Genomic DNA, 25,678 nt, shown 5'->3' with positions numbered 1-25,678 from the left:
GTTTTCAGCTCCGTAATACATTAATTACCTAAGAAATGACTTTTTAAGGAGCAAAGCGCTTCGCAATCAAAAATAAGTAGGCTATATTTACCCTTAGGCCAAATAGCTTATGAAAAAGATACTTTCTATTGATGGTGGCGGGATAAGAGGCATCATACCTGGGATGTTGCTTGTAGCGCTCGAAGACAAACTGAAGCAGGAGAGCAAAAATCCAGATGCGGCCATTGTAGACTATTTCGATTTTTTTGCCGGAACCAGTACCGGTGGCATATTAACCTGTTTATTGCTTTGCCCATCGGAAGACCACCCAACACGACCCAAATTTTCGGCGAGGGCAGCCTTGGACCTTTACCTCGAGCATGGCAACGAAATCTTTAAAATGAGCCTGCTTAAACGCATCAGAGCCAAGCTGGGTTTAGCTGGCGAGCGTTATAACAGTCAGATTTTTGAAGGCATCCTGAAAAAATATTTTGGTCAGACCAAACTAAGCCAGCTCATTAAGCCTTGCATCATCAGTGCCTATAACATCGAATTGCGTAAAACGCATTTTTTTAGACAGCAAACCGCCATTACCCGTGGCGAGAGCAGGGATTTTTATTTGAAAGACGTATGCAGGGCCACTTCGGCTGCACCTACCTATTTTAGCGTGGCCGAAATCTATTCATTGGCCAATGTGCGCTATCCCTTGTTGGATGGCGGTGTTTTTGCCACCAATCCCGCGTTAAGCGGCCTGATCGAAGTAACCAAAGCCTACAACCAGACCAAAATAAACGATATCCACCTGTTTTCTTTGGGCACTGGCCGTTCCAGGAGGTCGTACGATTACGATCATTTTAAAAAGAGCAGTGCCATGGCCATCGTACCTGCGCTGATTGACATTATGATGAGCGGCGTGGCCGAAACCAGCGATTTTTTTCTGGAACAGCTTTTCCACTCGGTAGGGAAGGAAAAAAACTACATTCGCATAGAGCCAGATAGCTTAGAAAGTATCAAGGAAGGTTTAGATGCGGCCAATCCATCGAACATTCAAAAACTAGTGGCCTTGGGCGACAGAACTGTCAGCGAAAACGATTTGTTGCTTACCCAAATAGCGCGCTTTTTGATAGAAGAAGAAAGACGCAGTACCAGTAAAATGCCCTGGGATTTCTTGAAACACCGTAATTAGCTTTCCTGCCATGGTCGCAATCCGCTAAGAAAGCTGTTCTTCAACCGTGGCGTCGGGTGCATTTTTCTTAACCGATTCAATGCCGTTATCCCTTCCAGAAGCACTTTCATACATTTGGCTATTGCCTATAATCTCGCCATTGCCGGCTTTCAGTACAAAATAATGCTTGTCGTTGGTTGAGGTTTTCCTTTCATAGCGGTTATCGTCGTGCGCATTTTTTCTAACCGATTCGATTCCGCTGTTGCAGGAAGCCTTGCTCGAGTAGCCCTGGCTTGTTAAAATGATTTCACCATTTCCAGCTTTGAGGTTAAACTGGAAGTCTCCATTGTTCCTGGTCGAGATGACAAATTTTCCCATAGCTATAAGTTTTAAGTTTTCCACTTAAATTTAAAAAGATATGGAATAAAAAGCAAACGCTATTTAACCTGGTCGCGGTCTAGCGACGAGCTTTCCCTGGTGTCTTTCATGCTTACATAAACAATCAACGAAAGAAATATACAAGCGGTAATGTACCAGTAGTAATACGATTCGTGGCCCCAATCTTTAAACTGCAGGGCAATGTATTCGGCAGTGCCACCAAAAACCGCAACGGTTAAGGCATAGGGCAAGCCAACTCCCAAGGCGCGTATCTCGGCCGGAAAGAGCTCTGCTTTTACGATGGCATTGATGCTGGTATAGCCGCTTACGATAATGAGAGCAACCATTAGCAAAAAGAAAGCCTGCCACTGCGACGAAGTTTGGCTCAAGGTAGTGAGCAAGGGAACGGTGCCCAATGTGCCCAGCACACCGAAGCTGATGAGCAAGGGTTTGCGGCCAATCCGGTCAGAAAGTGCGCCAAATACAGGTTGCAGACAAGCAAAAATAAACAAGGTGGCAAACGACATCAGCGTAGATTGCTCTTTGCTCAGGTGTACGGTATTGACCAAGAATTTTTGCATGTAAGTGGTATAGGTATAAAAGGCCAGAGTGCCGCCCAATGTTAGGCCAATAACTTTCATGACGGCTTTGGGGTGTTTGAGCAGCTCTTTAAGGGTTCCTTTTCGGCTAGGCTTTACGTGCGCCTGATTTTCGAAGGCTTGGGTTTCTTCCAGGTTTTTTCGGAGGTAGAGCGCAACCAGCGAAAGTAAAGCTCCGAAAATAAACGGAATGCGCCAGCCCCAGGCCAATATTTCGGCTTCTGTTAAAAACAGTTGCTGCAAGGCCAATTGTATGGCAAGGGCTAATAGCTGGCCACCGATTAAGGTTACATATTGAAAGCTCGAGTAAAAGCCGCGCCGGTTTTTGCTGGCCATTTCACTCAGGTAGGTAGCAGATACGCCATACTCGCCACCCACGCTCAAGCCCTGCATCAGGCGGGCGGTTAACAGCAAAACAGGAGCAAAAATACCGATGCTTTGATAGGTTGGTATAAGTGCAATGAGCAACGAACCTAGCGACATGAGCAGTACCGAAAGGGTCATCGACTGTTTTCGGCCAATCCTGTCGGCAATGCGGCCAAACAGATAGCCACCCAGCGGACGCATCAAAAAGCCCAAGGCAAAAATACCTGCCGTGTTGAGCAGCTGCACCGTTGGGTTGCCCTTTGGAAAAAACGAAGCCGAAAAGTAGATGGCAAAAGCCGTGTAGGCATACCAATCGTACCATTCTACCAAATTTCCTATCGATCCGCCAAATATGGCCTTGAGCTTTTTGGCAGAGATCTGGTCGTGGTTGCTGGCAACAGGATTTTTCATTACGCTAAGATATTACATTAAATGGATGAACCTACCTAACCGGGTTAAACGATGAAGAAGTACTTAGGTAAAAAAATGGATAGAAGGGCACAACGTGGTCTAAATGAACGATATTAGTGCCATGATAAGTGCGTCAATTCAGGATAAGGCAAGAGTGGTAGAAATACTCAGCGCCTCTTTTGACCAGAATAAAAGCGTAAACCAGTTGGTCAAACAAGATGGCAGACGACTGCAGCGGATTAAAATGCTGATGGGGTATGCTTTTGATGAATGTATGGAATTTGGTCAGGTGGTCATCTCTAAAGACCGGGATTGTTGCGCACTGGTGCTTTTTGATGAGCGAAAACACTTTAGCTTCCGCTCGCTTTTCAGGGACTTGAAACTTACGCTTTTCATAGCTGGGCTTGGCAATATTGGTCGCGTAATGGCCAAAGAAAAAATGGTGAAGCAAGCCCATCAGGAGCTTGCCCAAGGCAAACCAACTTATCACCTCTGGTTTATTGGAGTCGATCCATCAGTACAGGGCCAAGGCGAAGGATCGCACCTGCTAACGGCTTTACTGGCCGAAAGCAAGGCGTTGGGTCGTTTGTTGCTTTTAGAAACCTCAACCGAAAAAAACCTGCCTTTTTATGCCAAGTTCGGTTTAAAGATATATAAGGAAATAGATGCAGGCTATCCAATCTATCTCTTGAGCTATTGATTTTTTAGCCTTCAAATGGCTAACTTGACCATTCGATTATCCTTTATGAAAGTTAAGCGCATTGTTGCCAATATCCATACGGCAGAACTATCTAAAGCCAAGGTCTTTTACCAAGATATATTAGGCTTGGAATTGCTGATGGACCAAGGCTGGATTGCCACTTATGGCAACAGCAGTAAGATGGATGTCCAATTAAGTGTTATGCAGGAGGGCGGGTCGGGAACCGAAACACCCGATCTTTCTGTGGAGGTAGACGATGTTGACGAAGCCCTCGAATTGATGCAGGCCGCGCAGTTCCACATCGAATATGGTCCAGTTAACGAACCTTGGGGCGTACGCAGGTTCTATGTGCGCGACCCTTTTGGGAAGTTGGTTAATATTTTGATGCATTTGTAGGATTTTTACAGCCAACAACGAGGATAACAAGCAAGCCACAAGTTAAGCCACAGAAATCTGTTAAACTGTGCCTTGTTTGTTGTGCTGTGGGGCATGCTACACTAATATGAGCCCATCCAGGTAATATTTTTGCATAGCTATAGTTTTATCGGAGCTAACTCTTATTTTTAAATAAAAATAATTGTCTTGAAAAATAACTGCCGTTATGTAACACTTTACCTTTACATCCTATTGCTTTCGCTGTATGGTACCGTGGCCTTTGCCCAAAAATCAAAGCCCGATACCGTAAAGGCTGGCATCTATGTAACCAGCATCCACGACATTAATTTTAAGGACAAAGAGTACACGGTCGATTTTTGGCTTTGGCTCAAATACAAAAACAAGGACTTCGATTTTGTAAACAACCTCGAAATTCCGCAGGCCAAATCCATCAGCAAATCTTTTTCTACCCTCGATAGCACCGGGCACCGCATGTACCTGCTCATGAAAATCCAGTGCGTGATGAAAGATTCCTGGGCCATCAACAATTTTCCCTTCGATAAGCAGGCACTTCGCCTATCTATAGAAAATTCGCAATTTGATAAAGATGCACTTGTTTTTGTACCCGATACAGTAGGCAAGCAATACGATCCCAGGTTTACGTTGCGTGGCTGGAATATCGACAGTTTGACCTTAAAAAGCGCTGTCAAAAAATATGAAACCGCCTTTGGCGACGAAAGTATTAAGCCCGCACATACCGAATACAGCAGTTTTAAGGTGAAGATCAATATCAGCAGAGATGCCCTTGGCCTGTTCCTGAAAATGTTTCTGGGGATGTATGTGGCATTTTTTATCGCATTGATGTGCTTTTTTATCCACGCCGATAGCATCGATTCGCGCTTTGGCCTGAGTGTAGGCTCGCTTTTTGCCGTTATTGGCAACAAATATATTATTGATGGCTCTCTGCCCGATTCGAGTTCCTTTACCTTGGTGGATATGCTGCACGGTTTAACGCTGATTTTTATCCTTGTGGTAATCATCTGTACAGCCATTTCGCTTCAAATGATCAAGAAGGGGAAAGATGCCAAGGCAGACCGCCTAGACCGTAGGTTTTTCTTGCTGCTTTTGGTCGCTTATGTATTGCTCAACGCATTTTTAATCATCAGGGCGGGCATACTCAGGTAAAAATCTAGAGGATTTTCGGTACACTCCTTTCTAAGCAGGGGCTATGGCTGAGGAGGTGTAAAAATGCATCGACAATTAAACAGCTACTCAAAATGCTAGGGACGGAGAGGCAATCTTTAAGCCCCCCAAATCAGGTTGAACATCGGCGGTCTTGCCGTCGCTTGCTCAAGAATAGAATAGCGCTTTCTTCATTGGGATTTTGGAAATCCTTCAGCCAAAAACCTGATTTCACATTAAAATCAATTGTCGTTGTTTTTGTTACAAATAGGCTTCCTTATCCAGTCTTTTCTGGATCGATAAAAATTAAACCCCATATATTTCGTGCCAAATGTATTTTTTTAATCAAAAGTTAAATAATTAAAAAATTTGTGTAAAATATTCTACAGTTTTTCAAGATGTTGATGTAATATTTTACACAAAATGTAGAATATTTTACCCTATATCAATTTTTGTTCCTACTTTAGGAGAGAGAACTATTAATACACAAACGTCTCCCTATTTATGTTTGGTTTAGGACATTTGCGCTCTTGCAATGCATGCTTTTTTTGAAATATGTATTGCGTTACGGTGCTAAATATATGGAAGCCATCAGGGCTAACTTCACAGCGCTTGCTGTGCTGTCTGATCTTTGTTGCCCTTTCGTGTTTTGCCTTGACAACCTTTGCAGAAGGTAGTAAAGATCTTTACCCTGCAGGAGCACAAGGTAATAGGGCCTTTCTGTATGCCAACATCGATGGTACCAACTATACAGACCGGTTTCCTTTTAAAACCAGGGGCGCCCATTTCGTTTATGCCAAATCTGGCGAAACTATTGCCGTGGCCTCAAGTGCTATTGGGGTAAACAACGGGCGTATTGTCGTTACCTCGCCCGATGGAAATTCGACTACCTATAATGTGAGCGCTGGTGTTGGGCTTATTCCAAACCGAACAGCAGAGCTGTCGGGGCCGGGCGTGGGCTATACGCCTATCAGCATTTCGGTTGCTGCTGCGCGTACGGGCGTATGGATGGTCGAATTCCTGGCGCCTGTGGGCAATGGCAACAGTAGTGACATTACGCCACCAGATGTTTTGGCCGATGGAAACTGGACCCAATCTACCGGCAATACCGCAAACTATATCGCCGCATGGGATGTATCGGTAAGAAATGCTGCGGGCACAGCTTGGCTAACAGGCCGTGTTTACACCAATGTTTTAAACCTTGGAATCCGGAATAACTTTACCAGTAGTGCAAAAGGGTTTTATGTAACCAATTACATTCTTACCGAAGATGGAAGGGCGTACCGTGTAAAAACCAATGGCAACAATGGTTGGGCCTTTACGTTTTTTTCTAACAACAATGGTTTTGCCGTTGGAGGTGTAGCCACTTACAAGAGTTTAAATGCATCTACAACAGCTGCCCTTTCTGGCCTCCACGATCCAAGAACACTTGATGATGCCTTGAACAAAACCCATAAGATTTTTTACAACAAGCCCAATGCCGATCTTCCAGAAACGGTGCCTGCCTATATCAGTGCGGCCAATCAAACTACCTGGCTCAAAAAAACAGCCGTTTTGCCAGTCATTACCGATCTGAAATTTACTGGCATTGAGGGTAGCGATGGAAAGATCAGTTATAAAGGGGCAAAAATTACTTTTACGGCTTCGGCATCAGGAAGCTACCAAATTACCATTCCCATGGCCAATGGTGCCGACCGGGTTATCAATGGCTCTGCCGTGGCAGGCGCTAACGAAGTATTTTGGGATGTAAAAGATGCCAATGGGAATTTCTTGCAGCCGGGGCCAATTTCACCGCTGGTGCAAACTTTTTTGCGGTCGGCCGAGGTTCACTTTCCCTACATCGATATGGAAATCAACCCGCAGGGTTTGATCATCGAACTGATAGAAAATAATACGAGTTACAATGTTAACCCTGCCAATCCCAATCCATCAGAATATAGCGATATTGTGTACTGGGACGACGTAAATATTACCAATGCAGGGGTGCCGGGCAGCAATAGTTCCAACCCGGTAACCAATTTAACCGGAGTAAGCAGCAATACCAACGGGCACAAGTTTGGTGCTTATAGCAATAGTAATCAATTTGGTGATGAGCGTTCGATGGACACCTGGACCTATATCGAAAGTGGTAAAACTACCCAATTGGTCAATATCGAAATATTCAAGGCAGATTTAAAGATAGAATCGATCAGCCCAGATCTATCCAAGTACTTTTCAGACCGGACAATTACTTACACGGTTAAAGTACAAAATGCCGGCCCTTCGGCTGCTGATGGATCGCGTTTAGCCATTTCGTTGCCTGCCGGATTAACCATTGCCTCTGTAGCAGCGGCCAATCAAAGCGCGGGTGTAACGGTAAGCAATGCCGTTACGGGCATACAGAATTATACCGCCACGCTGAACATGCCTAACCAAGGCACCATCGACGTTGTTATCGTAGCCACCTTTTCAGGAAGTTATAACCAAACATTCAGCAACGCAAAAGCGAGCATATTGAGGCCAGCCGATGTAGGCGACCCTGATGCCACGGGCAATAATGTCTTGGGTCCGGTAGATGCTGACGAGGAATGTTTAAATGGTGCGGCGTCTGGCGTTGGCCTTTGCAACAACATTAAATACAATACGGTTAATGGCCAGGAAGTATGCCAAGGGAGTGGCATTGCGGCCGTTAGCTATCCGTTATCGGCAGATGGTACACAATTTGAAAATTCGACGCTTCCAGCAGGCTTAAGTTCACAGGATGCAGGCGGCAATCGGACGATTAGCGGTGCCTTATCATCGTCAGGCGTACAAACTTTCTATATCAAAACGCTGAATACCAAAAGAACGCAAACCAATGTGATCTTGAGGTCTAATGTTTTGCCAACTGCCACTACAGATGGCCCGTTGAGCGTTTGCGTTGACGCCACCGATAACCCAGTTGTTAGTTTTAAGGGCACTGGTGCAACAGGCGCTTATGAATTTAGCTATACAATTAACAATGGCAGCACACAAACCGTTGCAACAGCTTCGGGATCGGACACGGCAACGGTGCCTATACCTGTAAATAGTACCGGCGTACTTACCTACAAGCTGGTATCGGTCAAAGACCTGGCCACGGGCTGTAGTCAGGCAATGAATGCAAGTGTTGCCGTTAATGTTCAGCCCAAACCCACAAAAGCACATATTCAATTAAATAATTAATAAAAAAGCATCCAAAACAATGAAAACAACATTTATCAAAACAATTCTCGCGGCATTTATCATCATCCTTGGCATGAATGCAACAAGTAAAGCGCAAACTTACTACCCGGTTTATTTATGCGATGGCGGAACGGCAACACTGCATAGCCCTGAAGAAAGTACCTTAACAAACGGAGATAAGGTTCATTGGTATTTAGAAGGCGTTGAAGTAGCGAGCAAAACCTATACTGGAACAACCAACGAAACCAATTATGTGACTCCGAATAATCTTTCGGCGGGCGTGCATAATTATACCAGCAGGATAGAATCGGCTGCCGGCTGTTGGGGAGATCTTTCAGATCCTTTCCAGGTTTACCAATTGCCGAGCAAAACACTTGCCTTAGTTGCAAATAATGCTTCTTATTGCGGTGGAGATGCAAGTTTAAGTTCTATTATCACGGCCACGGCCACACCGGCCCAGGCTTTGCCTGCAGGCATCGAGTACGCTTATGTATGGTCGGCAACAAAAAATGGAGCAGCAGTAACTCCACTTTCAGGAATAGGTTCTGACGATGGCTCAAAGACTGATGTTAATAAATTTACCTTGAATACAACTGGTGCTGGCACTTATGTTTTCAGTGCAACCGTAAAATATGTAAAAACGGCGGCTAATACGGGCGTGCTCAAATCGGGCGATAATAATGGATGCGAGGTTACGGCAACCGCAACACAAACCGTAACTGTAACGCCGAAACCAGTTAAACCTACCATTATTGTCCAATAGTATTGCTAGCAGACCACTGGGTTGAACATAAAACGGTACATATTACTGGCGTTCTTCTTGCTGTTGGCCACTTGGGCATTTGCACAGGCAAGTCCTCATGTTGTTAGAATTCGTTTGGGTTCTTCGGTCAAATTCGCAGTAAGAGATCAGGCTGGACTTTCCTCGTTCCAATGGTATCGAGATGGGAAAGCTATAGCCAATGCTACCGCACCAATCTATACCGCCAGCGTAGCGGGTTTGTACCAAGTGGTGGCTATCAATGCTGAAGGATGTAAGTCGGATCTTTCGGATGGTTTTTTATTAATAATTGAATATGCGGACTTAGCAGTCCATAAAATTTCCGAAAAACGATATGTAGGGCCGGGTGAAGCCTTCGAATATCAGATTTCAGTGCAGAATAACGGCAATATCGATGCTACGGGAGTAGAAGTGGTAGATAAACTGCCAAGCAACCTAAAATACATGGGCATTATTGGCGACCCAATGGACAACGTTAGCGTTGTTAACAATGTCATTTCGTGGAAGATACCTTTATTGGCAAACGGTCAAAAAATGGTTTTATTGCTAAAAACTACAGCAATTAAGGCCGAAAAAGTGGTGAACACCGCTAGTGTAACCGGGCTTGAGCCCGATCCGAATTTGGCCAATAATACAGCTACCGATGTGAAGGAGATTATTGGCGAAGTCATCGTGCCTAATGTCATTACGCCAAATGGAGATGGCAAAAATGATGTCTTTAAGATACATGGGCTGGAGCTTCATCCCGAAAATACCTTGTCTATTTTTAACAGATGGGGCAATGAGGTGTATAGGAGCAATGGTCCCTACAAAAACGATTGGAACGGAAATGGTCTTAATGAAGGTACCTATTACTACTTGTTGAAGATCAGGGATAAAGATGGTAGCGAGAGAAGCAGTACAGGTTGGATTACGTTGATCAAAGATTGATATGTGGAAATTAACTAAGCTTATTTTAATGTTGTGTTTGGCCACTCCGTGTTTGGCCCAGCAAGATGCGCAGTATAGCCAATATATTTTCAATGGTATTTATATCAATCCGGCATACGCGGGATATCGCGAACGCATCAACATCAATGCCACCTATAGAAGCCAATGGGCTGGTGTTAATGGTGCTCCCAAAGGCTTTACTTTGGCGGCTGATGCGCTCATGCCCAACGAGCGTGTTGGCCTGTCACTGGTGATGAGTACAGAGCAGTTGGGTGCCCAGAAAAATATTTCGGCCTTTGCCAACTATGCCTATCGCTTGCCGATTAACGAAGAAGAAACTTCGAAGCTTGCCTTTGGCCTGGGCCTTGGTGTAATGCAGTCGGGCTTAAATGGAGACCTGCTCAATCCGATAGATTTGGACGATAATTATATTCCAAACGGCACGGTCAAACAAATAGTACCCGATATACATGCAGGCGTTTTTTTCTCTACGCCCAGAATGTATATCGGTGCATCGGTCAACAATTTGATTGGCAAATATATATTGGACAAACGGTCTCTGGATTACAATTTTCCAACACCGAAGCCCCATTTTTATCTAACAGGCGGCGTATTGATTCCTATGGTAGAATATGCCATTGATTTTAAGCCTTTCTTTTTGATCAAAGACGACATCAAAGGTCCGACAGTGATGGACATCAATGCTTTTTTCCTATTCAAGCAGGTGGTTTGGCTAGGCGCAGGCTATAGAACCGGCATCAACCTGTACAAAAAACCAGCCCTGCAGGGAGATTTCAACAGCAAAAATGCCCTCATTGGCATGGCCGAGATATTTGTGAGCCAACAGCTCAGGCTGGGCTATTCGTACGATCACAGCATGAGCAAATTGGCTGGTTATGCCGGCTCCACCCACGAAATCTCCATCAGCTGGAACTTTTACACCACCAAAGAAAAACGCTTGTACTTCTGTTATTTCTGAGCGGTTTACGAAAGCTGGGTTCCGCTGGGACGAAATGCCATCTAGAGAGTAATCCGGAATCTAAACCCACTACACAAAACATTTTCCATAAAAAAAGCTTCTCATGAAAATGAGAAGCTTTGTGGAGCCGAAGGGGTTCGAACCCTTGTCCAGTTGTGTTCTAAATTATGCCTTCTACATGCTTATTTTCCAATTCATTGTAGGGAGTAGACGGGCTGGAAACCGACCTTGTCTTGCTCCTTAGGTACTTTGTTTCGCCATTGCAGCGCACCATGCAACAGCTAGCGTCGTTATTTCGATGCCCCGGTTTCTAGCCTAACAATGCGGCAACTAGAGGGACAAAAGCTTGCGTAATTCTAAATTAGGCAGCTAAGGCGTAGTTATTTTCGCCAATTATTGTTTGAACGTTATCTTTTAAGTGCTCTCCGTACAACGCACTGCATGCTTACATACTCAGCGCCACCCTGTCAAATCCAAAACGGCCCCATCTGTAAGTTTCCAATTCCGGGCTTGTTGCTTCACAACAAGTAGAACTGGATAACAAAGATACAAAATAAATGCCAAACTAAGCTGTTGGCAGGCTTTTTTTATTGAATGGCCTTAGAAAAACAGTCTTACGGAAACCAGTAAAAAGATGAAATGTTTCTCGGTTATGTTTGTAGGTATTTAAACCTAATGCATATGATGGAAAAAATTGAAGCAATTAAACCCGGACCAAAACCTAAAAAAGAGGATGGAGACCTGGACAAAAGACGCCGGGTTACCCCCGAGAAAAAGGAGAAATATCCTCCATTAAAGCCACACAAACATAAACCCAAAGATTAAAAATGTATGAGTAAGTATTACGTAACAGCCGTTCGATATGCCACAAATGGTTCACACATCACGCATGTGTTAGCCCATTTGCCTAATGGTTCTGGAAGATTGTACAAAGGCAATATTTTAAGCAAAGATGATGTGATTAGCAATATGGCAAAAGGTCATGTGTACCAAACTGCTGTATATCGTTACACGGACGGAAATTGGCACAATGGAGCCGAAATTGGAAAAATAGTGGTGAACAACGTTAGTTACCTGCGTACCGATGCAGATAAGACGGCCAGCGACAATTTAGGCCATTTGCTTTTGATAGACGAGCTGAGGTAATTTTTAAAGGCAAGAAATTGTGGGCTTTACCGGGTTTTCATCAAAAAGCCTCCCAATTTTGGGAGGCTTTTTATTTGTATTGTGTCGGAATAGGTTCGGGTTGCATGTTCTTGGTTCGCAAACCACCCATGCACTAAACCATCCACTAAAGTGTTCTTCCGGGATATTCTGTTAAAGCTTTTTCCAGGCAATCCATGGCGGCATTGAGGTCGGCAGTATTCAATACATAAGCCATCCTTACTTCGTTCTTGCCTGTGCTTGGGCTTGAATAGAAGCCTGTTGCCGGCGCCATCATTACTGTGGAATTGTTATGCGCAAAGCTTTCCAGCATCCATTGGCAGAAAGCATCTGCGTCGTCGATAGGCAGTTTGGCTACTACATAAAAAGCGCCACCCGGATTAGGGCAGAAAACGCCTTCCATGCTGTTTAACCGGTTAACCAAAGTATCTCTGCGCAAGGTATATTCCTTATTTACTTCTTCAAAATAACTGTCTGGCGTGTCTACAGCGGCAGTTCCGGCAATCTGTTCCACCATACCCGGGCTTAAACGGGCCTGTGCAAACTTCAATCCCGAAGCAATAACTGCGGCATTTTTGGTGATCAAGCAACCCAAACGGGCACCGCAGGCACTGTAGCGTTTAGATACGGTGTCCATAACCACTACGTTTTCGTCCAAGCCATCCAGGTGCATCGGCGAAATAAACTCGCGTCCATCATAGCAGAATTCGCGGTAAGCCTCGTCAGAAAACAAGAACAAATCGTATTTCAGGCACAAGGCTTTTAAGGCCTCCAATTCTTCTTTCGAATACAGATAACCAGTTGGATTATTCGGGTTGCAGATGATGATGGCTTTGGTTTTTGGCGTAATCAGCTTCTCGAACTCGGCAATGGGAGGCAACGCAAAACCATTTTCGATGTACGAAAGGATGGGCTTAACTACCACGTTGCTCATACAGGCAAAACCATTGTAATTGGCGTAAAAAGGCTCAGGGATAATGATTTCATCGCCTTCGTTTACGCAGGTCTGCATGGCAATGGTAATGGCTTCCGAACCGCCAACGGTTACCAAAATGTTTTCGGGCTTAATGTTGTAGCCCAATTTGTTGTAATATTCGGTGAGTTTGGTCCTATAGGCTAAGGTACCTTCAGATGGGGTATAGGCCCAAACATTAAAATCTATGTTCTTTACGGCATTAAGCATGCCTTCTGGTGTAGCAATATCTGGCTGACCAATGTTTAAATGGTAAACTTTTTTACCCGCCGCCTTGGCCTTGTCGGCAAAAGGAGTGAGTTTTCTAATAGGGGAAGCGGGCATTTGGAGCCCTTTTTCTGATATTTTTGGCATGGCACAAAAATAAAAAACCCCGTTGGATTAACGGGGTTTTTGTTTAAATATCTTCAAGAATTTTACTTGGTCGATCCATTGACCGATTCGCCTTTGATATAAAGGACCTTGGTGGTTGTCCTGGCATTTGAAGTCAGGGTGATGGCTTTATTGAAAGGAAGTGGTGATCCTGCAGGGGTTAAAGTTACTTTTACAAAGCCTTTTTCGCCTTTTTTGACAGGAGTTTGGGTATATTCTGAAACGGTACAGCCACAAGTGGTTTCCACTTTCGAGATGATCAGCGGTGCATCGCCTTCATTGGTAAAATTGAAGGTAAAGCTAACCGGTTTGTTCAAGACTACTTTCCCAAAATCATGGGTTTCGGTTTCGAACTTAAACTCTGCAGGCTTGGTCTGTGCCTTGGTGGCAAATCCTACGCCCAGCATCAACGTAAATAACAAAATTAAATTTTTCATCTTTCTTCGGGTTTAAACAAATTTAATTGTTTTAAAGCTTAATACAAAAACTATTCCAAACTATTCTACCATTTAAATTACATTGGAGTATTCGGCGCTATTTAGAAAGAATCGTATCTTTGTGCCCTAACCAATACCGCTTATGATGTCAAATAGCAAGCTAATGACCAATCAGATTGATGCTTCAGAATTGAGTTTCGACGACTTTAAAACCATAGTAATCAACGACTATAGGATAGCAGTAGAGAGCCGCCAGGCGAGTTTGCTGGGTCGAAAGGAAGTGTTAACTGGTAAGGCCAAGTTTGGTATTTTCGGCGACGGCAAGGAGGTGCCTCAATTGGCTATGGCCAAGGCCTTCAAAAATGGCGACTGGCGTTCGGGTTATTACCGCGACCAAACTTTTGCCTTTGCTACGGGTATTGCCACATTGAAAGAATTTTTTGCGCAACTGTATGCAAATCCAAGTGTCGAAGCTGATCCTTCTTCGGCCGGCCGACAAATGAACTGCCACTTTGCTACACGTTCGCTAAACGAAGACGGTTCTTGGAAAGACCTTACGCAGGTAAAGAACTGCTCGTCTGATATTGCGCCAACCGGCGGACAAATGGCCCGTTTGGTGGGCTTGGCTTATGCTTCCAAGCTGTTTAGGCAAAATCCTGAACTCGATTACCTTAAGAACTTCTCGGTAAACGGCAACGAAGTGGCTTTCGGAACCATCGGCAACGCATCGACTTCGGAAGGCGTATTTTTTGAAGCCATCAATGCTGCGGGTGTTTTGCAGGTGCCTATGGCCATTTCGGTTTGGGACGATGCTTATGGGATTTCGGTTCCGGCCAAATATCAAACCACTAAAGAAGATATTTCCGAGATCCTAAAAGGATTTCAGCGCGAAGAAGGCACCAACGGCTACGAAATATTCAAGGTAAAAGGATGGGATTATCCCGCTTTATGCGAAACTTATCAAAAAGCGATTGAAGTATGCCGTACCGAGCATGTACCGGTTTTGATACACGTTACAGAGGTGACCCAGCCGCAAGGGCACTCTACTTCGGGCTCGCACGAACGTTATAAAGACAAAGACAGGTTAGCGTGGGAAAAAGAGCACGATTGTATTGTGCAGATGCGCAATTGGATGATCGAATCGGCAATTGCTACCGACGAAGAGCTGATCCAATTGGAAGACGAAGCCAAAAAACATGTTCGCGAAGTGCAAAAAGAAGCCTGGAACGAGTTTTTGGAAAGCATTAAGGAAGAGCAAGCTCAAGTAATCAACATGATTAATGCTTTGGCCAATGGCAATTCGGTGCTTGCTAAAATCGCTTCGCAATTGGCTTCTACACCCGATGCATTGAGAAGGGAAGTGATGAATGCCGCCAGAAAAGCCATTCGTCAGAGCGTCCATTCACCCTCGCCAGCGCGTGATGTACTGGTAAAATGGTACCAGGAACAGGCTGGCGTTAACGAAGAAAAATACAGCTCAAAACTATTTACCGATGGCAAGGAAAGTCCTTTTGCGGTAGAAGTTGTGGAGGCCGTTTATACCGAAAACAGCAAAATGATCGATGGCAGGGAGGTATTGAATGCCTGCTTCGATTCTAATTTTGCCAGAGACCCACGTTTAGTAGCTTTTGGCGAAGATTTGGGTAACATCGGCGATGTAAACCAGGGCTTTGCCGGTTTGCAGGCCAAATATGGCGAATTGCGCGTAACCGATACGGGCATCAGGGAAATGACCATTGCGGGCCAGGGCATAGGTTTGGCCATGCGTGGCTTAAGGCCGATTGCCGAAATCCAATATTTGGATTATTTGCTGTTTGCCCTCAACGTATTGAGCGATGATTTGGCCAGCTTATCTTACCGTACCAAGGCTGGACAAAAAGCGCCGGTAATTGTGCGTACTCGCGGACACCGTTTAGAGGGGGTTTGGCACTCAGGTTCGCCGATGGCTATGATTTTGGGCTCTTTGAGAGGCATGCACATTTGCGTACCGCGCAACATGACCCAGGCGGCAGGCATGTACAATACTTTATTCAGGTCAGACGAGCCTGCTTTGGTGATCGAATGCCTCAACGGCTACCGTTTAAAAGAGAAATTGCCCGAAAATGTGGGCAGTTTTACCGTTCCTTTGGGCAAGGCCGAGATTTTGAGAGAAGGAACCGATTTAACCGTGGTAACTTATGGTTCTACCTTGCGTATCGTAGAGGAAGCTGCCGAAGAACTGGAGCAAATGGGTATTTCGATTGAAATTATTGATCCGCAAACCCTTTTACCGTTCGATACCGATCAGGTTTGTGCCAAATCGTTGCAAAAAACCAATAAATTGCTAGTGATAGACGAAGATGTTCCGGGAGGCGCAACGGCATTTATTATGCAGCAGATTTTAGAAGAACAAAAAGGCTATTATAAGCTAGATGCCCAACCAAAAACCCTAACGGCTAAGGCCCATCGTCCGCCTTATGGCTCTGATGGCGATTACTTTAGCAAACCATCAACCGACGACGTGATGGAAGCGGTTTACGAAATCATGCACGAAAGCAATCCGGATAAGTTTCCTAAGCTGTTTTAGTTAGGTGTTTAGGTGGTTTGTTGGTTAGGTTGTAGTTAACGGGTGATAGGAAATAGGCTTACCTACTACTGTATATACTAGCTACCAACTACTCTGTTGTCCTTAATTCGATAACTGAAAACCTACAACTCGTAACCTACAACTCGTAGCTCGCAACTCGCAACTCGTAACCCACAACCCATAACTCCTAAGGATGTTTCTTCTCGCCCTTGTACAATTTTTCGCCGGCTTCGATGGCTATGGCCAAATCGTTTTCTTCGGGCGGAATAGGGCATCGGTAGCCCGAGCTATAGGCGCAGTAAGGATTGTAAGCTTTGTTAAAATCGATCTCGATTTGGCCGTTTTTAATGGTTTTTAGATCCAGATCGATGTAACGGCCACCCCCATAAGTACTTTTGTTGTTGGTTTCGTCGGTAAAAGGCAGAAACAAAAGGTCTTTATATTGGGGATGCTGCAACAAGGCAATGCTACGGTATAAAGTGAGGGTCAGCGCCTGACCGTTTAACTTAAAATCTACTTTTGCATAGCGAATATAATCGGCTGTGGTGCCTGCATAGGTTGGCATTTTGAAAGCTTTCTGGTTATTGAGCAGAGAAACTTTGCCTTGTACCCGGTAGTTGCTGTCGGGCTTAAAGAAATCGAGGTTAACGAGGTCGGCTTCTTTTAATGGCGAACGTTCTTCCTTCAGAAAATCGGCTTTGTAGGCTTCGCGATGCTGTGCTATGGTTTGCTGATAATTTTGGGCATTGGCTGCCACACTAATTAGGAGCAGGAAGAAAAAAAGATATTTCATAAGCCAAATATAGGTTTATTGTTCATGAATGCAATTGACATCAGGGTTAACCGAAAAGAAAGAGGGTTAGCTAATCCTTGCAATTAAACAGAGCTATATGCAAAAAAAGCCCGGATCAAATCCAGGCCCTTTTAGGCTATCGCATATGATTACCCGTGGCTAGCCGTTCCTCCTCGTCATGACGATTGATGGACTATGGCCAATCTATCAAAAAACTATAACTTCGCGCTTCTTTGCCTCAACAAATGATCGGCCAGCACCAAAGCGGCCATGGCTTCTACAATAATTACCGCCCTGGGCACCACGCAAGGGTCATGGCGGCCCATGCCTTTAATCTCGGCCGCTTCGCCAGCGGCATTAACCGTTTGTTGGTTGTGCATAATCGTAGCTACGGGCTTAAAGGCAACCGTAAAATTGATGTCCATACCATTACTGATGCCACCTTGAATGCCTCCAGAGAAGTTGGTTAGTGTAGAAGGTTTTTCGCCAGCTATAAAAATATCATTGTGTTCAGATCCGCGCATTTCGCTGCCTGCAAAGCCTGATCCATATTCGAACCCATGTACGGCATTGATACTGAGCATGGCCTTGCCTAAATCGGCATGGAGCTTATCAAAAACAGGTTCACCTAAGCCAACCGGACAGTTTTTAATTATGCAACCCACCTTACCACCAACAGTATCGCCATCTTTGCGTACCGAGTCGATAAAATCGATCATTTCTTTGGCTGTGGCCGGATCGGCACAGCGAACAATATTTTCTTCGCGAGTGGCGAGTGCTTCGGTTAGGTTATTGGAATTGAAATTTGGCGCATTGATTTGTCCAACGGCCGTTACATGTCCAAAAATCTCGACCCCAAAATGTTTCAACAACAATTTGGCAATAGCTCCGGCAGCTACGCGGGCAGCGGTTTCGCGTGCCGAAGAACGGCCACCGCCCCTGTGATCGCGGAAGCCATATTTGGCATCGTAGGTATAATCGGCATGCGAAGGACGGTAAACATCTTTGTTGTGCTCGTAGTCTTTCGAACGCTGGTCTTCGTTAGGAATCAACAGGCTGATCGGTGTTCCGGTACTCTTGCCTTCAAAAATACCCGAAAGCACCTGCACACTATCGCTTTCCTTGCGTTGCGTGGTGATTTTCGATTGTCCAGGCCTGCGTTTATCCAATTCCGATTGCACAAAATCAAGATCTATGGTTAATCCTGCCGGACAACCATCGATAATTACGCCAATAGCCACGCCATGCGATTCGCCAAAAGTAGTAATCTTGAATAACTTTCCGAATGAGTTTCCTGCCATTTTTCTAGTATTGAGTATTGAGTATTGAGTATTGAGCTCTCATCGAATACAATTTTATATTTTAATTTAAGCGCCTTACGCAAATCGCATTACGCTGTACCCATATTAAAACCAGCCTTCGCCAAGTCTTTCCAAAAATAAGGATAAGATTTGTCAACCACGTGTTCGTCTTCAATTTCAACATTGGCGATTTTGAGAGCCAAAGGAGCAAAAGCCATGGCCATGCGGTGATCTTCGTAAGTGCTGATGCTGATTTTATCGGGGAAATGAAGCCCCGAGCAATCTAACTTATAGCTGAAGTTTTTCTCGATAAATTTTACACCGATCTTGGCCAACTCGGTTTGTAGCGCTAACACGCGGTTGGTTTCCTTAATTTTGAGGGTCTCCAGACCCGTAAACGTCGCATCGTGGCCCAAAGCGGCACAGATAACCACTACAGTCTGCGCCAAATCGGGACATTCCTTCATGTCGAAGATTTTGCGTTCTATTGGTTTAGGTTCTTTTTTGAGCAATACCCCACCGTTTTTAAACTGCGAAGTAATGCCAAAGTTGGCCATAATTTCGGTGATTTTGCTATCACCCTGCAAGCTGTAGCCGTTTAGGCCCGGCAGAAAGATTTCGGCTTCGTCGGCCAATGCCGCAATGGCATACCAGTAAGAGGCTGCGCTCCAATCGGGTTCTACATAAAGCTTGGCAGGTTTGAACTGTTGCGGTGCAATGCTGATTACATTTTCTTGCCATCCATGTACAATGCCTGCCTGTTCTAACATGGCTAAGGTCATTTCCACATAGGGCTTGGAAGTGAGTTCGCCCTCTATTTCCAGGCTAAGGCCCTGGGGTAGGCAAGGAGCAATCATGAGCAGGGCAGAAATGTATTGGCTGCTGATGTCGCCTTTGATTTTTACACTGGCTTGGCTTTGTTCAAAAGGACCTCCAATATGCAGGGGAGGGAAGCCTTCGTTTTCGGCATAGCTGATTTTGGCGCCGATGCTTTGGAGCGCCTCAACCAAAATGCCGATTGGCCTTTGTTTCATGCGTTCGGTTCCTGTCAATAGAAAATTACCCGATTGTAGGCTCAAAAAAGCTGTTAAAAAACGCATGGCTGTACCTGCAGGGCCGATGTCGACAGTGAGTGTTTCATTTTTATTTTCGGCGATAGCTTTTAATTTGGCATCCAAAGTCACCGTGTCGGCCGCTACAGAAAGATTCTCTACGCCAACGGTTCCCTTGCTCAGTGCCGAAATGATCAATGCCCTGTTGCACTCGCTTTTAGAGCCGGTTAGCCTGATTTCGGTATTGATTTGTTTGTTCCCTTCGAAAGAAAGCAATAGGTTTTTAGACATTTTTTGGGGTTGAATGAGGTGGGCTATTATCCAAAATCGTCACCCCGAGCTTGTCTCGGGATGACGATTGGTTATATTATGCTTTGGCTTCGGCGTGGGCTTCGGCTGCAATTCCTTCTTCGGCTTTGCCTGCATTCATGATTTCGGTTTGTTTGCGGATCGATTCGCCGTGGATCAATTCCAATAATTTTTCGGTAAAATTCAAGTCCAGTTTCAGGGCTTTGGCAAAAGCAGTACGTTTTTTCATGATTTCGTCCCAACGGTTTACCTGTAGAATGGTTACGCCGTTATCTCTTTTGTATTCGCCGATTTTTTGGGTAATGCCCATGCGTTCGGCCAGTTTTTGGAATACCAAATCATCAATTTTATCAATTTGGGCTCTCAAATCGGCTAATTTATCCGTAAAATCTTCGTTTTTCGATTCGGGTTTGCGTAGGGTGAAATTGTTAACGATATCGGCTAGTGCCGCTGGAGTTACTTGTTGTTTGGCATCGGTCCAAGCTACCGAAGGATCGATGTGCGATTCGATCATCAAGCCTTGCATATCCAAATCCAATGCTTTTTGCGCTACGTAAGAAATCAAGTCGCGGTTGCCGCAAATGTGGCTCGGATCGTTGATGATCGGCAATTCAGGGCACAAGGTTTTCAGTTGGATGGCCATTTCCCACATCGGTTCGTTGCGGAAGGCACTTTTCTCGAAAGAAGAGAAACCACGGTGAATGGCACCCAATTTAGTGATTCCGGCTTTGTTGATGCGCTCTAAAGCCCCAATCCATAATTGCAAATCAGGGTTAACCGGATTTTTAACCAATACCGGGATGTCAACACCTTGCAAGGCATCGGCAATTTCCTGTACGGTGAACGGATTTACGGTTGAACGGGCACCAATCCATAAGATATCAACGCCAGCGGCCAAAGCCTCTTCCACGTGCTTGGCATTGGCTACCTCAACGGCTGTAGGCAGGCCGGTTTCTGCTTTGGCGCGTTTCAGCCATTCCAAACCAATGCTGCCGATGCCTTCAAATTCTCCCGGACGGGTACGTGGCTTCCAGATACCTGCTCTCAACACGCTTACTTTGCCCGTTGCGGCCAACAAGTGCGCGGTAGATAGCAATTGCTCTTCAGTTTCTGCACTGCATGGTCCAGAGATTAGTAAAGGTTCGTTTTTTACGCTGATCCAGCTGTTCAGAGGTTGGATGTTTAATTGTAATTTCATTTTTCGGGGGTTATTGGGGTTTTATGATTCTTTTTAATTTAATACTATTTTAATGCTTAACTAAAGTCCTCTATTTTAACGATTTGATTGTCGTTGTTAAAATGGAAGACCGATTTTCCTTTCAAACTCAAACTGTCGCCTTTTTTTAAAGTTTCAGCAAGATCCTGTGCCAAAACGGCATCGTATTGGATCTCCGCTTTTATGGTTTCACCTTCTTCTGCAAGCTCCATAATTTGTTGTTTCCGTTCGCTAAAGAGGGTGGTGGCCAGTTGCGCCTGTTTTTCAAATTCGTCAACACCATTTAAACTCAAGGTAAGTTCTCCGTTGCTAAAGTTGTTAAAGACAATTGTCGATGCTAGATCGGTTAATATACCTTTGGTGTCGAAGCTGTTGTAAGCTTTGATATAGTTTTCGATGATATGCTGACGTTGCGTTTCCATTTTATACCTTGTCGTTTTTTTGGTACTCGCCCATGATGTTGAAGTTTACGGTGTATTTGAGGGCCTTTCTAATGGCAGTATCGTAGTTTTCCATGTTGGTCCACTCCATGTCTACGTAAAAATAATACTCGTTTCTTTTGCCCAGCACCGGCATAGATTGTATTTTGGTCAAGTTTACGTTGAGCTCGGCAAAAAGGTTGAGCACTTTGGCCAAAGCACCTACATGGTTGCCTACCTGAAAACAGATGGAAGCTTTGTTGATTTCCTTGATGTCCTCTGTCTTGTCTTTTTTCAGGATGAGGAAACGCGTAAAGTTCTTTTTGTTTGATTCGATGCGGCGTTCGATGATATTGAGTCCATATAATTCGGCAGCCAGGGTGTTGGCAATAGCTACGGTATCTTTCAGTTGCTCGTCCCTGATTTTCTTGGCACAGGCGGCGGTATCATTGCTTTCAATGACCTGAATGGCTGGGAAATCGTCAAAAAAGTCAACACATTGCCTGATGGCAATAGGATGGGAAGTAGCAAATTTAACGTCTTCGAACTTAACACCGGGCAAGGCCATCAGATGGAGCTGAATAGGCAGGTAAACTTCGCCGGTTACGGCAAAATTATATTCTCTGATCAAGGTATAGTTAGGCAATAAGCTACCGGCAATAGAGTTTTCGATGGCCATGATCACATAATCAGCTTCGCCTTTTTCCAAGCTCTCGCAAGTTTGCTTAAAAGAGTTGCACTCGATGGTTTCGATGTCTCTGCCGAAGAATTTGAATGCGGCCTCTTCGTGGAACGATGCCTTGATACCTTGGATGGCTACCTTTGTTTTTGGTGTTTTCATTGACGTTTTTGCGTTAAAACAAAAAAGTCCCGGCGGTATGCCGGGACTTTTTATATACAAATATTCTTGTGCTATTTTTTGCATACTAGTCCCGGCTCTTACTAAAGTAGTAAAAGTAGCCGAACCAATATGTAGTAGTTAAATTCATTTTTTGCTTTATGGTGTCAAATGTACACACCCGAATTTAATTTGTCAAGAGCGAAGTGAAAATAATTTGAACAAAATTAAATTTTGTTGTTTGTGAAGCCTTTTTCAAGAAGGTCAGAAGATGAGCTTATTGCACCGCTTTTACCGCTTTTTCAACAAAGGAAAGAGGGAACTCGCCAAAATAGCTGCTGTACTTTCCGGTTTTGGATATGGCTACGAAACTTTGGCAGGGGTAATGGTATTTAAAGAATGATTTTTCTACCAGCGCTTCAGGGTCTTTGATCCATTTGTCTGGAATGTTGCCGGTCGAACTATCGAAGTCTTTGTACACAAAAATGAGATGGGCATCTAATTGCTTTTGCAGGCTGCGGTAATAGGAAGTGGATTTTGAAAGCGAAATCGTTTCGTTGCACTTATCTTTTCCGGGATAATAAATAATAACCAGGGGTTTTTCGGTGTCTATTTTTTTGCCACTTGCTTTTTCTATGGCTGAAACCAGTTTGGCATAGTCTGCAAATTGTCCATTTTCCTCCCTTTCAATGAGTTTGCGATGGTTTGTAGAATCGCCAACAATGTCCAATACTTGATTGGTAGCCCGACGCTCTTTAAATTTTTTCTCGGTGATGGGCCTGTTTTTAGTGTCGAAATATTTAATGTTTTCGCTTTGCTGGGCAGCGGTAAGCCTAGCTAAAAGAAACAATTGGAAGATTAACAGGGCAAATGTTTTCATGGGCGTTTAATTTGGTACAATATAGTGTTTTATAGACAACAGCCCAACGACAATGGTCTATACCCATAAAAACCTACACCATTAAAAGGGAAGTATTATCGACTAAACGCTTTCTTTCTTTGCCCGTTGCTCGGCCTCTCTCAGCTCTCTTTGCATCACCTTGGCAATTTGGGTACTGCCATCGTGGCTCCATCCCGGAGGGTTGAATACATATTTCACCTTGTCCCAAAAAGTAGGTGCTTTTTTCACATCCTGTGCCAAGGCAATCCACTCGTGGAAAACGATGTTGCTGAACTTCGAATCGTCGGGTTGCTTGGTTAAGCCGTATTTGATTTCTTCCTGCGGTACTTCTGCCTGAAAAGTGCCGAACCACCTGTCCCATAGAATAAGCACCATGCCCATGTTTTTGTCCAAATAGCGTACGTTGCTGGCATGGTGCACCCGGTGGTGCGATGGGGTAACGAAAATATACTCGATAATAGGGTGGAGCTTGCCCACGGTTTGGGTGTGCACAATGTTGCCATAAATTTGGGTTACCAAATAGGCAAAAAGCACATCTAGTGCATTGAAGCCCATAAAGGCTAGAGGCAGGTAGAAAAACACCCTGTACAAAGGTTCAAAAACCGTTGAGCGGAAGCCTGTAGTAAGGTTGAAATATTCTGAGGAATGGTGGGTAACGTGCATGGCCCAGAAAAAGCGTACGTAATGGCCCACGGTATGCAGAAACCAGTATAAAAAGTCCTGCGCCAGGATCAGCACGATCCAGTACAGCCAAACATTTTCGATCTGGAACAAGCGGTAGTTTTCGTAGCAATACTGCAACAGAAAAAAGGTAGCCGTTTTCATGGTCAGGTTAACCAGAACCGCTGCCAACATGAGGTAGATATTGTTTAAGGTATCTTTTTTGGTATACAGCTTACGGTCGTGGGCATAGCTGAAATACATTTCGACCAAGGTCAAAACAATTACCCCTCCAAATAAAGTGCCTACAGAAATATCGCTGCCGGTAAATGTCATACGTTGTTCTTAACTTATAATGAATTGTAATAATTTAAGCTTTCCAGGATATCGGCATCCGTAACCTTGCAATTGTAGGTACATTGGCCAATTTTATCAAGCAGAGAGAACAGGATAAAGCCTTCTTCGTTTTTTTTGTCGCTTTGCATCAGCTCGATCAGCTGTGCAAAACTGTCTTCCTTGATCTGGTATTTAGGGTAGATGCTTACGATATAGTTGCTGATGTCATTGAGTTCTCCTTGACCGAGGTTGCAGTACTTGGCCGAAAGAAATGCTTCGCAAATCATGCCAATGGCAATAGCTTCGCCATGCGTTAACGGTTTTTTGTCGTTGGTTAGGGCATAGCTTTCAACAGCGTGGCCGATGGTGTGGCCATAATTCAATATTTTGCGCAAGCCTTTTTCAAAAGGATCGGCGGTAACTACCTCGTGCTTAATTTCTACCGAACGGTAAATGTCGTCTGATGAAACGGTCTGGTAAGCTAGGTTTTTAAGCGCCTGGTAGTAGGCTGCATCTGCGATCAATCCGTGTTTGATCATTTCTGCAAAGCCCGAAAGCATTTCTCTTGTAGAAAGGGTTTGCAAAAAGGCATTTTCGATAAAAACAGCCTGTGGCAAAGCAAAAGTGCCTACCATGTTTTTTACGTTGTCGATGTCGATACCGGTCTTGCCACCTACAGAAGCATCAACCTGCGAGAGCAGGGTGGTAGGAATATTGATGAAATCGATCCCTCTTTTATAGGTCGAGGCAATAAAGCCACCCATGTCGGTAATCACGCCACCACCCAGGTTAATCATCAGGCATTTGCGGTCGGCACCGAAATCCAAAAGCGTTTTCCAAATGCCGATGCAAAAATCGATGTTTTTGTTTTCTTCGCCCGGATCGGTTTCAATGATGTCGAAATCTTCCAGTTCATCTAAATACTCCCTAAACAAAGGCAGGCAAAGTTCGGAAGTGTGGCTATCGGCGAAAACAAAAACCTTGCTATAGTTGCGTTGCGCCAAAAGCTCTTTTAAAGGGGCAAGGCCTGATTCGAAATAAATGGAATGTCCGTCGCTGTTGATCGTTTTCATTATTCGACTTCAATTGTTTTGCCCATAAATTCTACCTTGTCGCCTTGGCGAACTTTTAGTCGTTTGCGGCGGTCTACCGTACCATTGTACTTGACCAGGCCGTCTTCCACTACCATTTGTGCCTCGCCGCCACTTTGAACCAGCGAAACAGCCTTTAAAAGGGCTATTAGCGGAATGAATTCGCCTTCTAGTTTGAATTTTATCATTGCGCTGCAAATTTACAATTATTTGCAGAGTGTT

Annotated in this window: 25 protein-coding genes and 1 other RNA gene; 11 read left to right on the top strand and 15 right to left on the bottom strand. The window is 44.5% G+C overall.

Going from position 1 to position 25,678, the window contains the following annotated elements; genetic code table 11:
* The first annotated feature begins 109 nt into the window (after positions 1-109).
* A complete protein-coding gene (locus AC6H1S_RS11710) occupies positions 110-1,165 on the top strand; it encodes a patatin-like phospholipase family protein (protein WP_497563727.1) in 1,056 nt (351 codons plus the stop codon).
* A 24-nt stretch (positions 1,166-1,189) separates the two neighbouring features.
* On the opposite strand, the gene AC6H1S_RS11705 is transcribed toward AC6H1S_RS11710, so the two are convergent.
* Positions 1,190-1,522, bottom strand: coding sequence for a YegP family protein (locus tag AC6H1S_RS11705; protein WP_199139120.1), 333 nt, complete (start codon positions 1,520-1,522; stop codon positions 1,190-1,192).
* 59 nt (positions 1,523-1,581) lie between these two features.
* Entirely contained in the window at positions 1,582-2,898 is a 1,317-nt protein-coding gene (locus AC6H1S_RS11700; RefSeq protein WP_199139122.1) for an MFS transporter, read from the bottom strand.
* Between the two features lie 103 nt (positions 2,899-3,001).
* Between AC6H1S_RS11700 and AC6H1S_RS11695 the strand changes: the two genes are divergently transcribed.
* The 7 genes from AC6H1S_RS11695 to AC6H1S_RS11665 all read left to right on the top strand — a co-directional run bounded on the left by AC6H1S_RS11695 (position 3,002) and on the right by AC6H1S_RS11665 (position 11,028).
* Entirely contained in the window at positions 3,002-3,598 is a 597-nt protein-coding gene (locus tag AC6H1S_RS11695; RefSeq protein WP_497563726.1) for a GNAT family N-acetyltransferase, read from the top strand.
* Positions 3,599-3,643: 45 nt separating this feature from the next.
* Entirely contained in the window at positions 3,644-3,994 is a 351-nt protein-coding gene (locus AC6H1S_RS11690) for a VOC family protein (protein WP_497563725.1), read from the top strand.
* Between the two features lie 186 nt (positions 3,995-4,180).
* The gene (locus AC6H1S_RS11685) at positions 4,181-5,158 is read left to right on the top strand and encodes a ligand-gated ion channel (RefSeq protein WP_199139128.1); all 978 of its coding nucleotides are present in this window, start codon (positions 4,181-4,183) and stop codon (positions 5,156-5,158) included.
* Positions 5,159-5,809: 651 nt separating this feature from the next.
* Complete coding sequence (locus AC6H1S_RS11680) at positions 5,810-8,338, top strand: hypothetical protein (RefSeq protein ID WP_497563724.1); 2,529 nt, start codon at positions 5,810-5,812, stop codon at positions 8,336-8,338.
* Positions 8,339-8,357: 19 nt separating this feature from the next.
* Positions 8,358-9,101 (top strand): hypothetical protein, encoded by a 744-nt coding sequence (locus AC6H1S_RS11675; RefSeq protein ID WP_497563723.1) that lies wholly within the window; start codon positions 8,358-8,360, stop codon positions 9,099-9,101.
* 21 nt (positions 9,102-9,122) lie between these two features.
* Positions 9,123-10,049: a T9SS type B sorting domain-containing protein gene (locus AC6H1S_RS11670; protein ID WP_497563722.1), complete on the top strand. Its 927-nt coding sequence runs from the start codon at positions 9,123-9,125 to the stop codon at positions 10,047-10,049.
* 1 nt (position 10,050) lies between these two features.
* Positions 10,051-11,028 carry a PorP/SprF family type IX secretion system membrane protein gene (locus AC6H1S_RS11665; protein ID WP_199139136.1) on the top strand — a complete coding sequence of 326 codons (978 nt, stop codon included), beginning with the start codon at positions 10,051-10,053 and terminating at the stop codon, positions 11,026-11,028.
* 119 nt (positions 11,029-11,147) lie between these two features.
* On the opposite strand, the gene ssrA is transcribed toward AC6H1S_RS11665, so the two are convergent.
* Positions 11,148-11,514, bottom strand: a transfer-messenger RNA (tmRNA) gene (ssrA, locus tag AC6H1S_RS11660).
* Between the two features lie 195 nt (positions 11,515-11,709).
* Here ssrA and AC6H1S_RS11655 point away from each other — a divergent pair.
* Together AC6H1S_RS11655 and AC6H1S_RS11650 are read left to right on the top strand one after the other, a co-directional pair.
* The gene (locus AC6H1S_RS11655; protein WP_497563721.1) at positions 11,710-11,853 is read left to right on the top strand and encodes a hypothetical protein; all 144 of its coding nucleotides are present in this window, start codon (positions 11,710-11,712) and stop codon (positions 11,851-11,853) included.
* Between the two features lie 6 nt (positions 11,854-11,859).
* The gene (locus tag AC6H1S_RS11650) at positions 11,860-12,174 is read left to right on the top strand and encodes a DUF3892 domain-containing protein (protein WP_497563720.1); all 315 of its coding nucleotides are present in this window, start codon (positions 11,860-11,862) and stop codon (positions 12,172-12,174) included.
* 145 nt (positions 12,175-12,319) lie between these two features.
* On the opposite strand, the gene AC6H1S_RS11645 is transcribed toward AC6H1S_RS11650, so the two are convergent.
* Together AC6H1S_RS11645 and AC6H1S_RS11640 are read right to left on the bottom strand one after the other, a co-directional pair.
* A complete protein-coding gene (locus AC6H1S_RS11645; protein WP_497563719.1) occupies positions 12,320-13,519 on the bottom strand; it encodes a pyridoxal phosphate-dependent aminotransferase in 1,200 nt (399 codons plus the stop codon).
* Between the two features lie 62 nt (positions 13,520-13,581).
* Positions 13,582-13,974 carry a DUF1573 domain-containing protein gene (locus tag AC6H1S_RS11640; protein ID WP_199141101.1) on the bottom strand — a complete coding sequence of 131 codons (393 nt, stop codon included), beginning with the start codon at positions 13,972-13,974 and terminating at the stop codon, positions 13,582-13,584.
* 163 nt (positions 13,975-14,137) lie between these two features.
* Here AC6H1S_RS11640 and AC6H1S_RS11635 point away from each other — a divergent pair, with 163 nt between their 5' ends.
* Positions 14,138-16,540 carry an alpha-ketoacid dehydrogenase subunit alpha/beta gene (locus tag AC6H1S_RS11635; protein ID WP_497563718.1) on the top strand — a complete coding sequence of 801 codons (2,403 nt, stop codon included), beginning with the start codon at positions 14,138-14,140 and terminating at the stop codon, positions 16,538-16,540.
* A gap of 187 nt (positions 16,541-16,727) precedes the next feature.
* On the opposite strand, the gene AC6H1S_RS11630 is transcribed toward AC6H1S_RS11635, so the two are convergent.
* The 10 genes from AC6H1S_RS11630 to AC6H1S_RS11585 all read right to left on the bottom strand — a co-directional run bounded on the left by AC6H1S_RS11630 (position 16,728) and on the right by AC6H1S_RS11585 (position 25,644).
* Positions 16,728-17,333 carry a DUF1684 domain-containing protein gene (locus AC6H1S_RS11630; protein WP_497563717.1) on the bottom strand — a complete coding sequence of 202 codons (606 nt, stop codon included), beginning with the start codon at positions 17,331-17,333 and terminating at the stop codon, positions 16,728-16,730.
* Positions 17,334-17,548: 215 nt separating this feature from the next.
* Complete coding sequence (aroC, locus tag AC6H1S_RS11625; protein ID WP_497563716.1) at positions 17,549-18,634, bottom strand: chorismate synthase; 1,086 nt, start codon at positions 18,632-18,634, stop codon at positions 17,549-17,551.
* Between the two features lie 89 nt (positions 18,635-18,723).
* Entirely contained in the window at positions 18,724-19,977 is a 1,254-nt protein-coding gene (gene aroA / locus AC6H1S_RS11620; RefSeq protein ID WP_497563715.1) for a 3-phosphoshikimate 1-carboxyvinyltransferase, read from the bottom strand.
* A gap of 76 nt (positions 19,978-20,053) precedes the next feature.
* Positions 20,054-21,193 carry a chorismate mutase gene (locus tag AC6H1S_RS11615; protein ID WP_199141096.1) on the bottom strand — a complete coding sequence of 380 codons (1,140 nt, stop codon included), beginning with the start codon at positions 21,191-21,193 and terminating at the stop codon, positions 20,054-20,056.
* A 56-nt stretch (positions 21,194-21,249) separates the two neighbouring features.
* Positions 21,250-21,633, bottom strand: coding sequence for a nuclear transport factor 2 family protein (locus tag AC6H1S_RS11610; RefSeq protein ID WP_497563714.1), 384 nt, complete (start codon positions 21,631-21,633; stop codon positions 21,250-21,252).
* A 1-nt stretch (position 21,634) separates the two neighbouring features.
* Positions 21,635-22,471 carry a prephenate dehydratase gene (locus AC6H1S_RS11605; protein ID WP_199141094.1) on the bottom strand — a complete coding sequence of 279 codons (837 nt, stop codon included), beginning with the start codon at positions 22,469-22,471 and terminating at the stop codon, positions 21,635-21,637.
* A gap of 274 nt (positions 22,472-22,745) precedes the next feature.
* Positions 22,746-23,348, bottom strand: coding sequence for a hypothetical protein (locus AC6H1S_RS11600; protein WP_497563713.1), 603 nt, complete (start codon positions 23,346-23,348; stop codon positions 22,746-22,748).
* Between the two features lie 102 nt (positions 23,349-23,450).
* Positions 23,451-24,365 carry a sterol desaturase family protein gene (locus tag AC6H1S_RS11595; RefSeq protein WP_199141092.1) on the bottom strand — a complete coding sequence of 305 codons (915 nt, stop codon included), beginning with the start codon at positions 24,363-24,365 and terminating at the stop codon, positions 23,451-23,453.
* 14 nt (positions 24,366-24,379) lie between these two features.
* Complete coding sequence (gene aroB / locus AC6H1S_RS11590) at positions 24,380-25,438, bottom strand: 3-dehydroquinate synthase (RefSeq protein WP_497563712.1); 1,059 nt, start codon at positions 25,436-25,438, stop codon at positions 24,380-24,382.
* Complete coding sequence (locus tag AC6H1S_RS11585; RefSeq protein ID WP_199141090.1) at positions 25,438-25,644, bottom strand: RNA-binding S4 domain-containing protein; 207 nt, start codon at positions 25,642-25,644, stop codon at positions 25,438-25,440. The genes aroB and AC6H1S_RS11585 overlap by 1 nt, the downstream gene beginning before the upstream one ends.
* Positions 25,645-25,678 lie beyond the last annotated feature (34 nt).

The sequence above is a fragment of the Pedobacter sp. TM02 genome (genome assembly GCF_059705275.1).
This window is presented reverse-complemented; position numbering and strand designations above follow the sequence as displayed.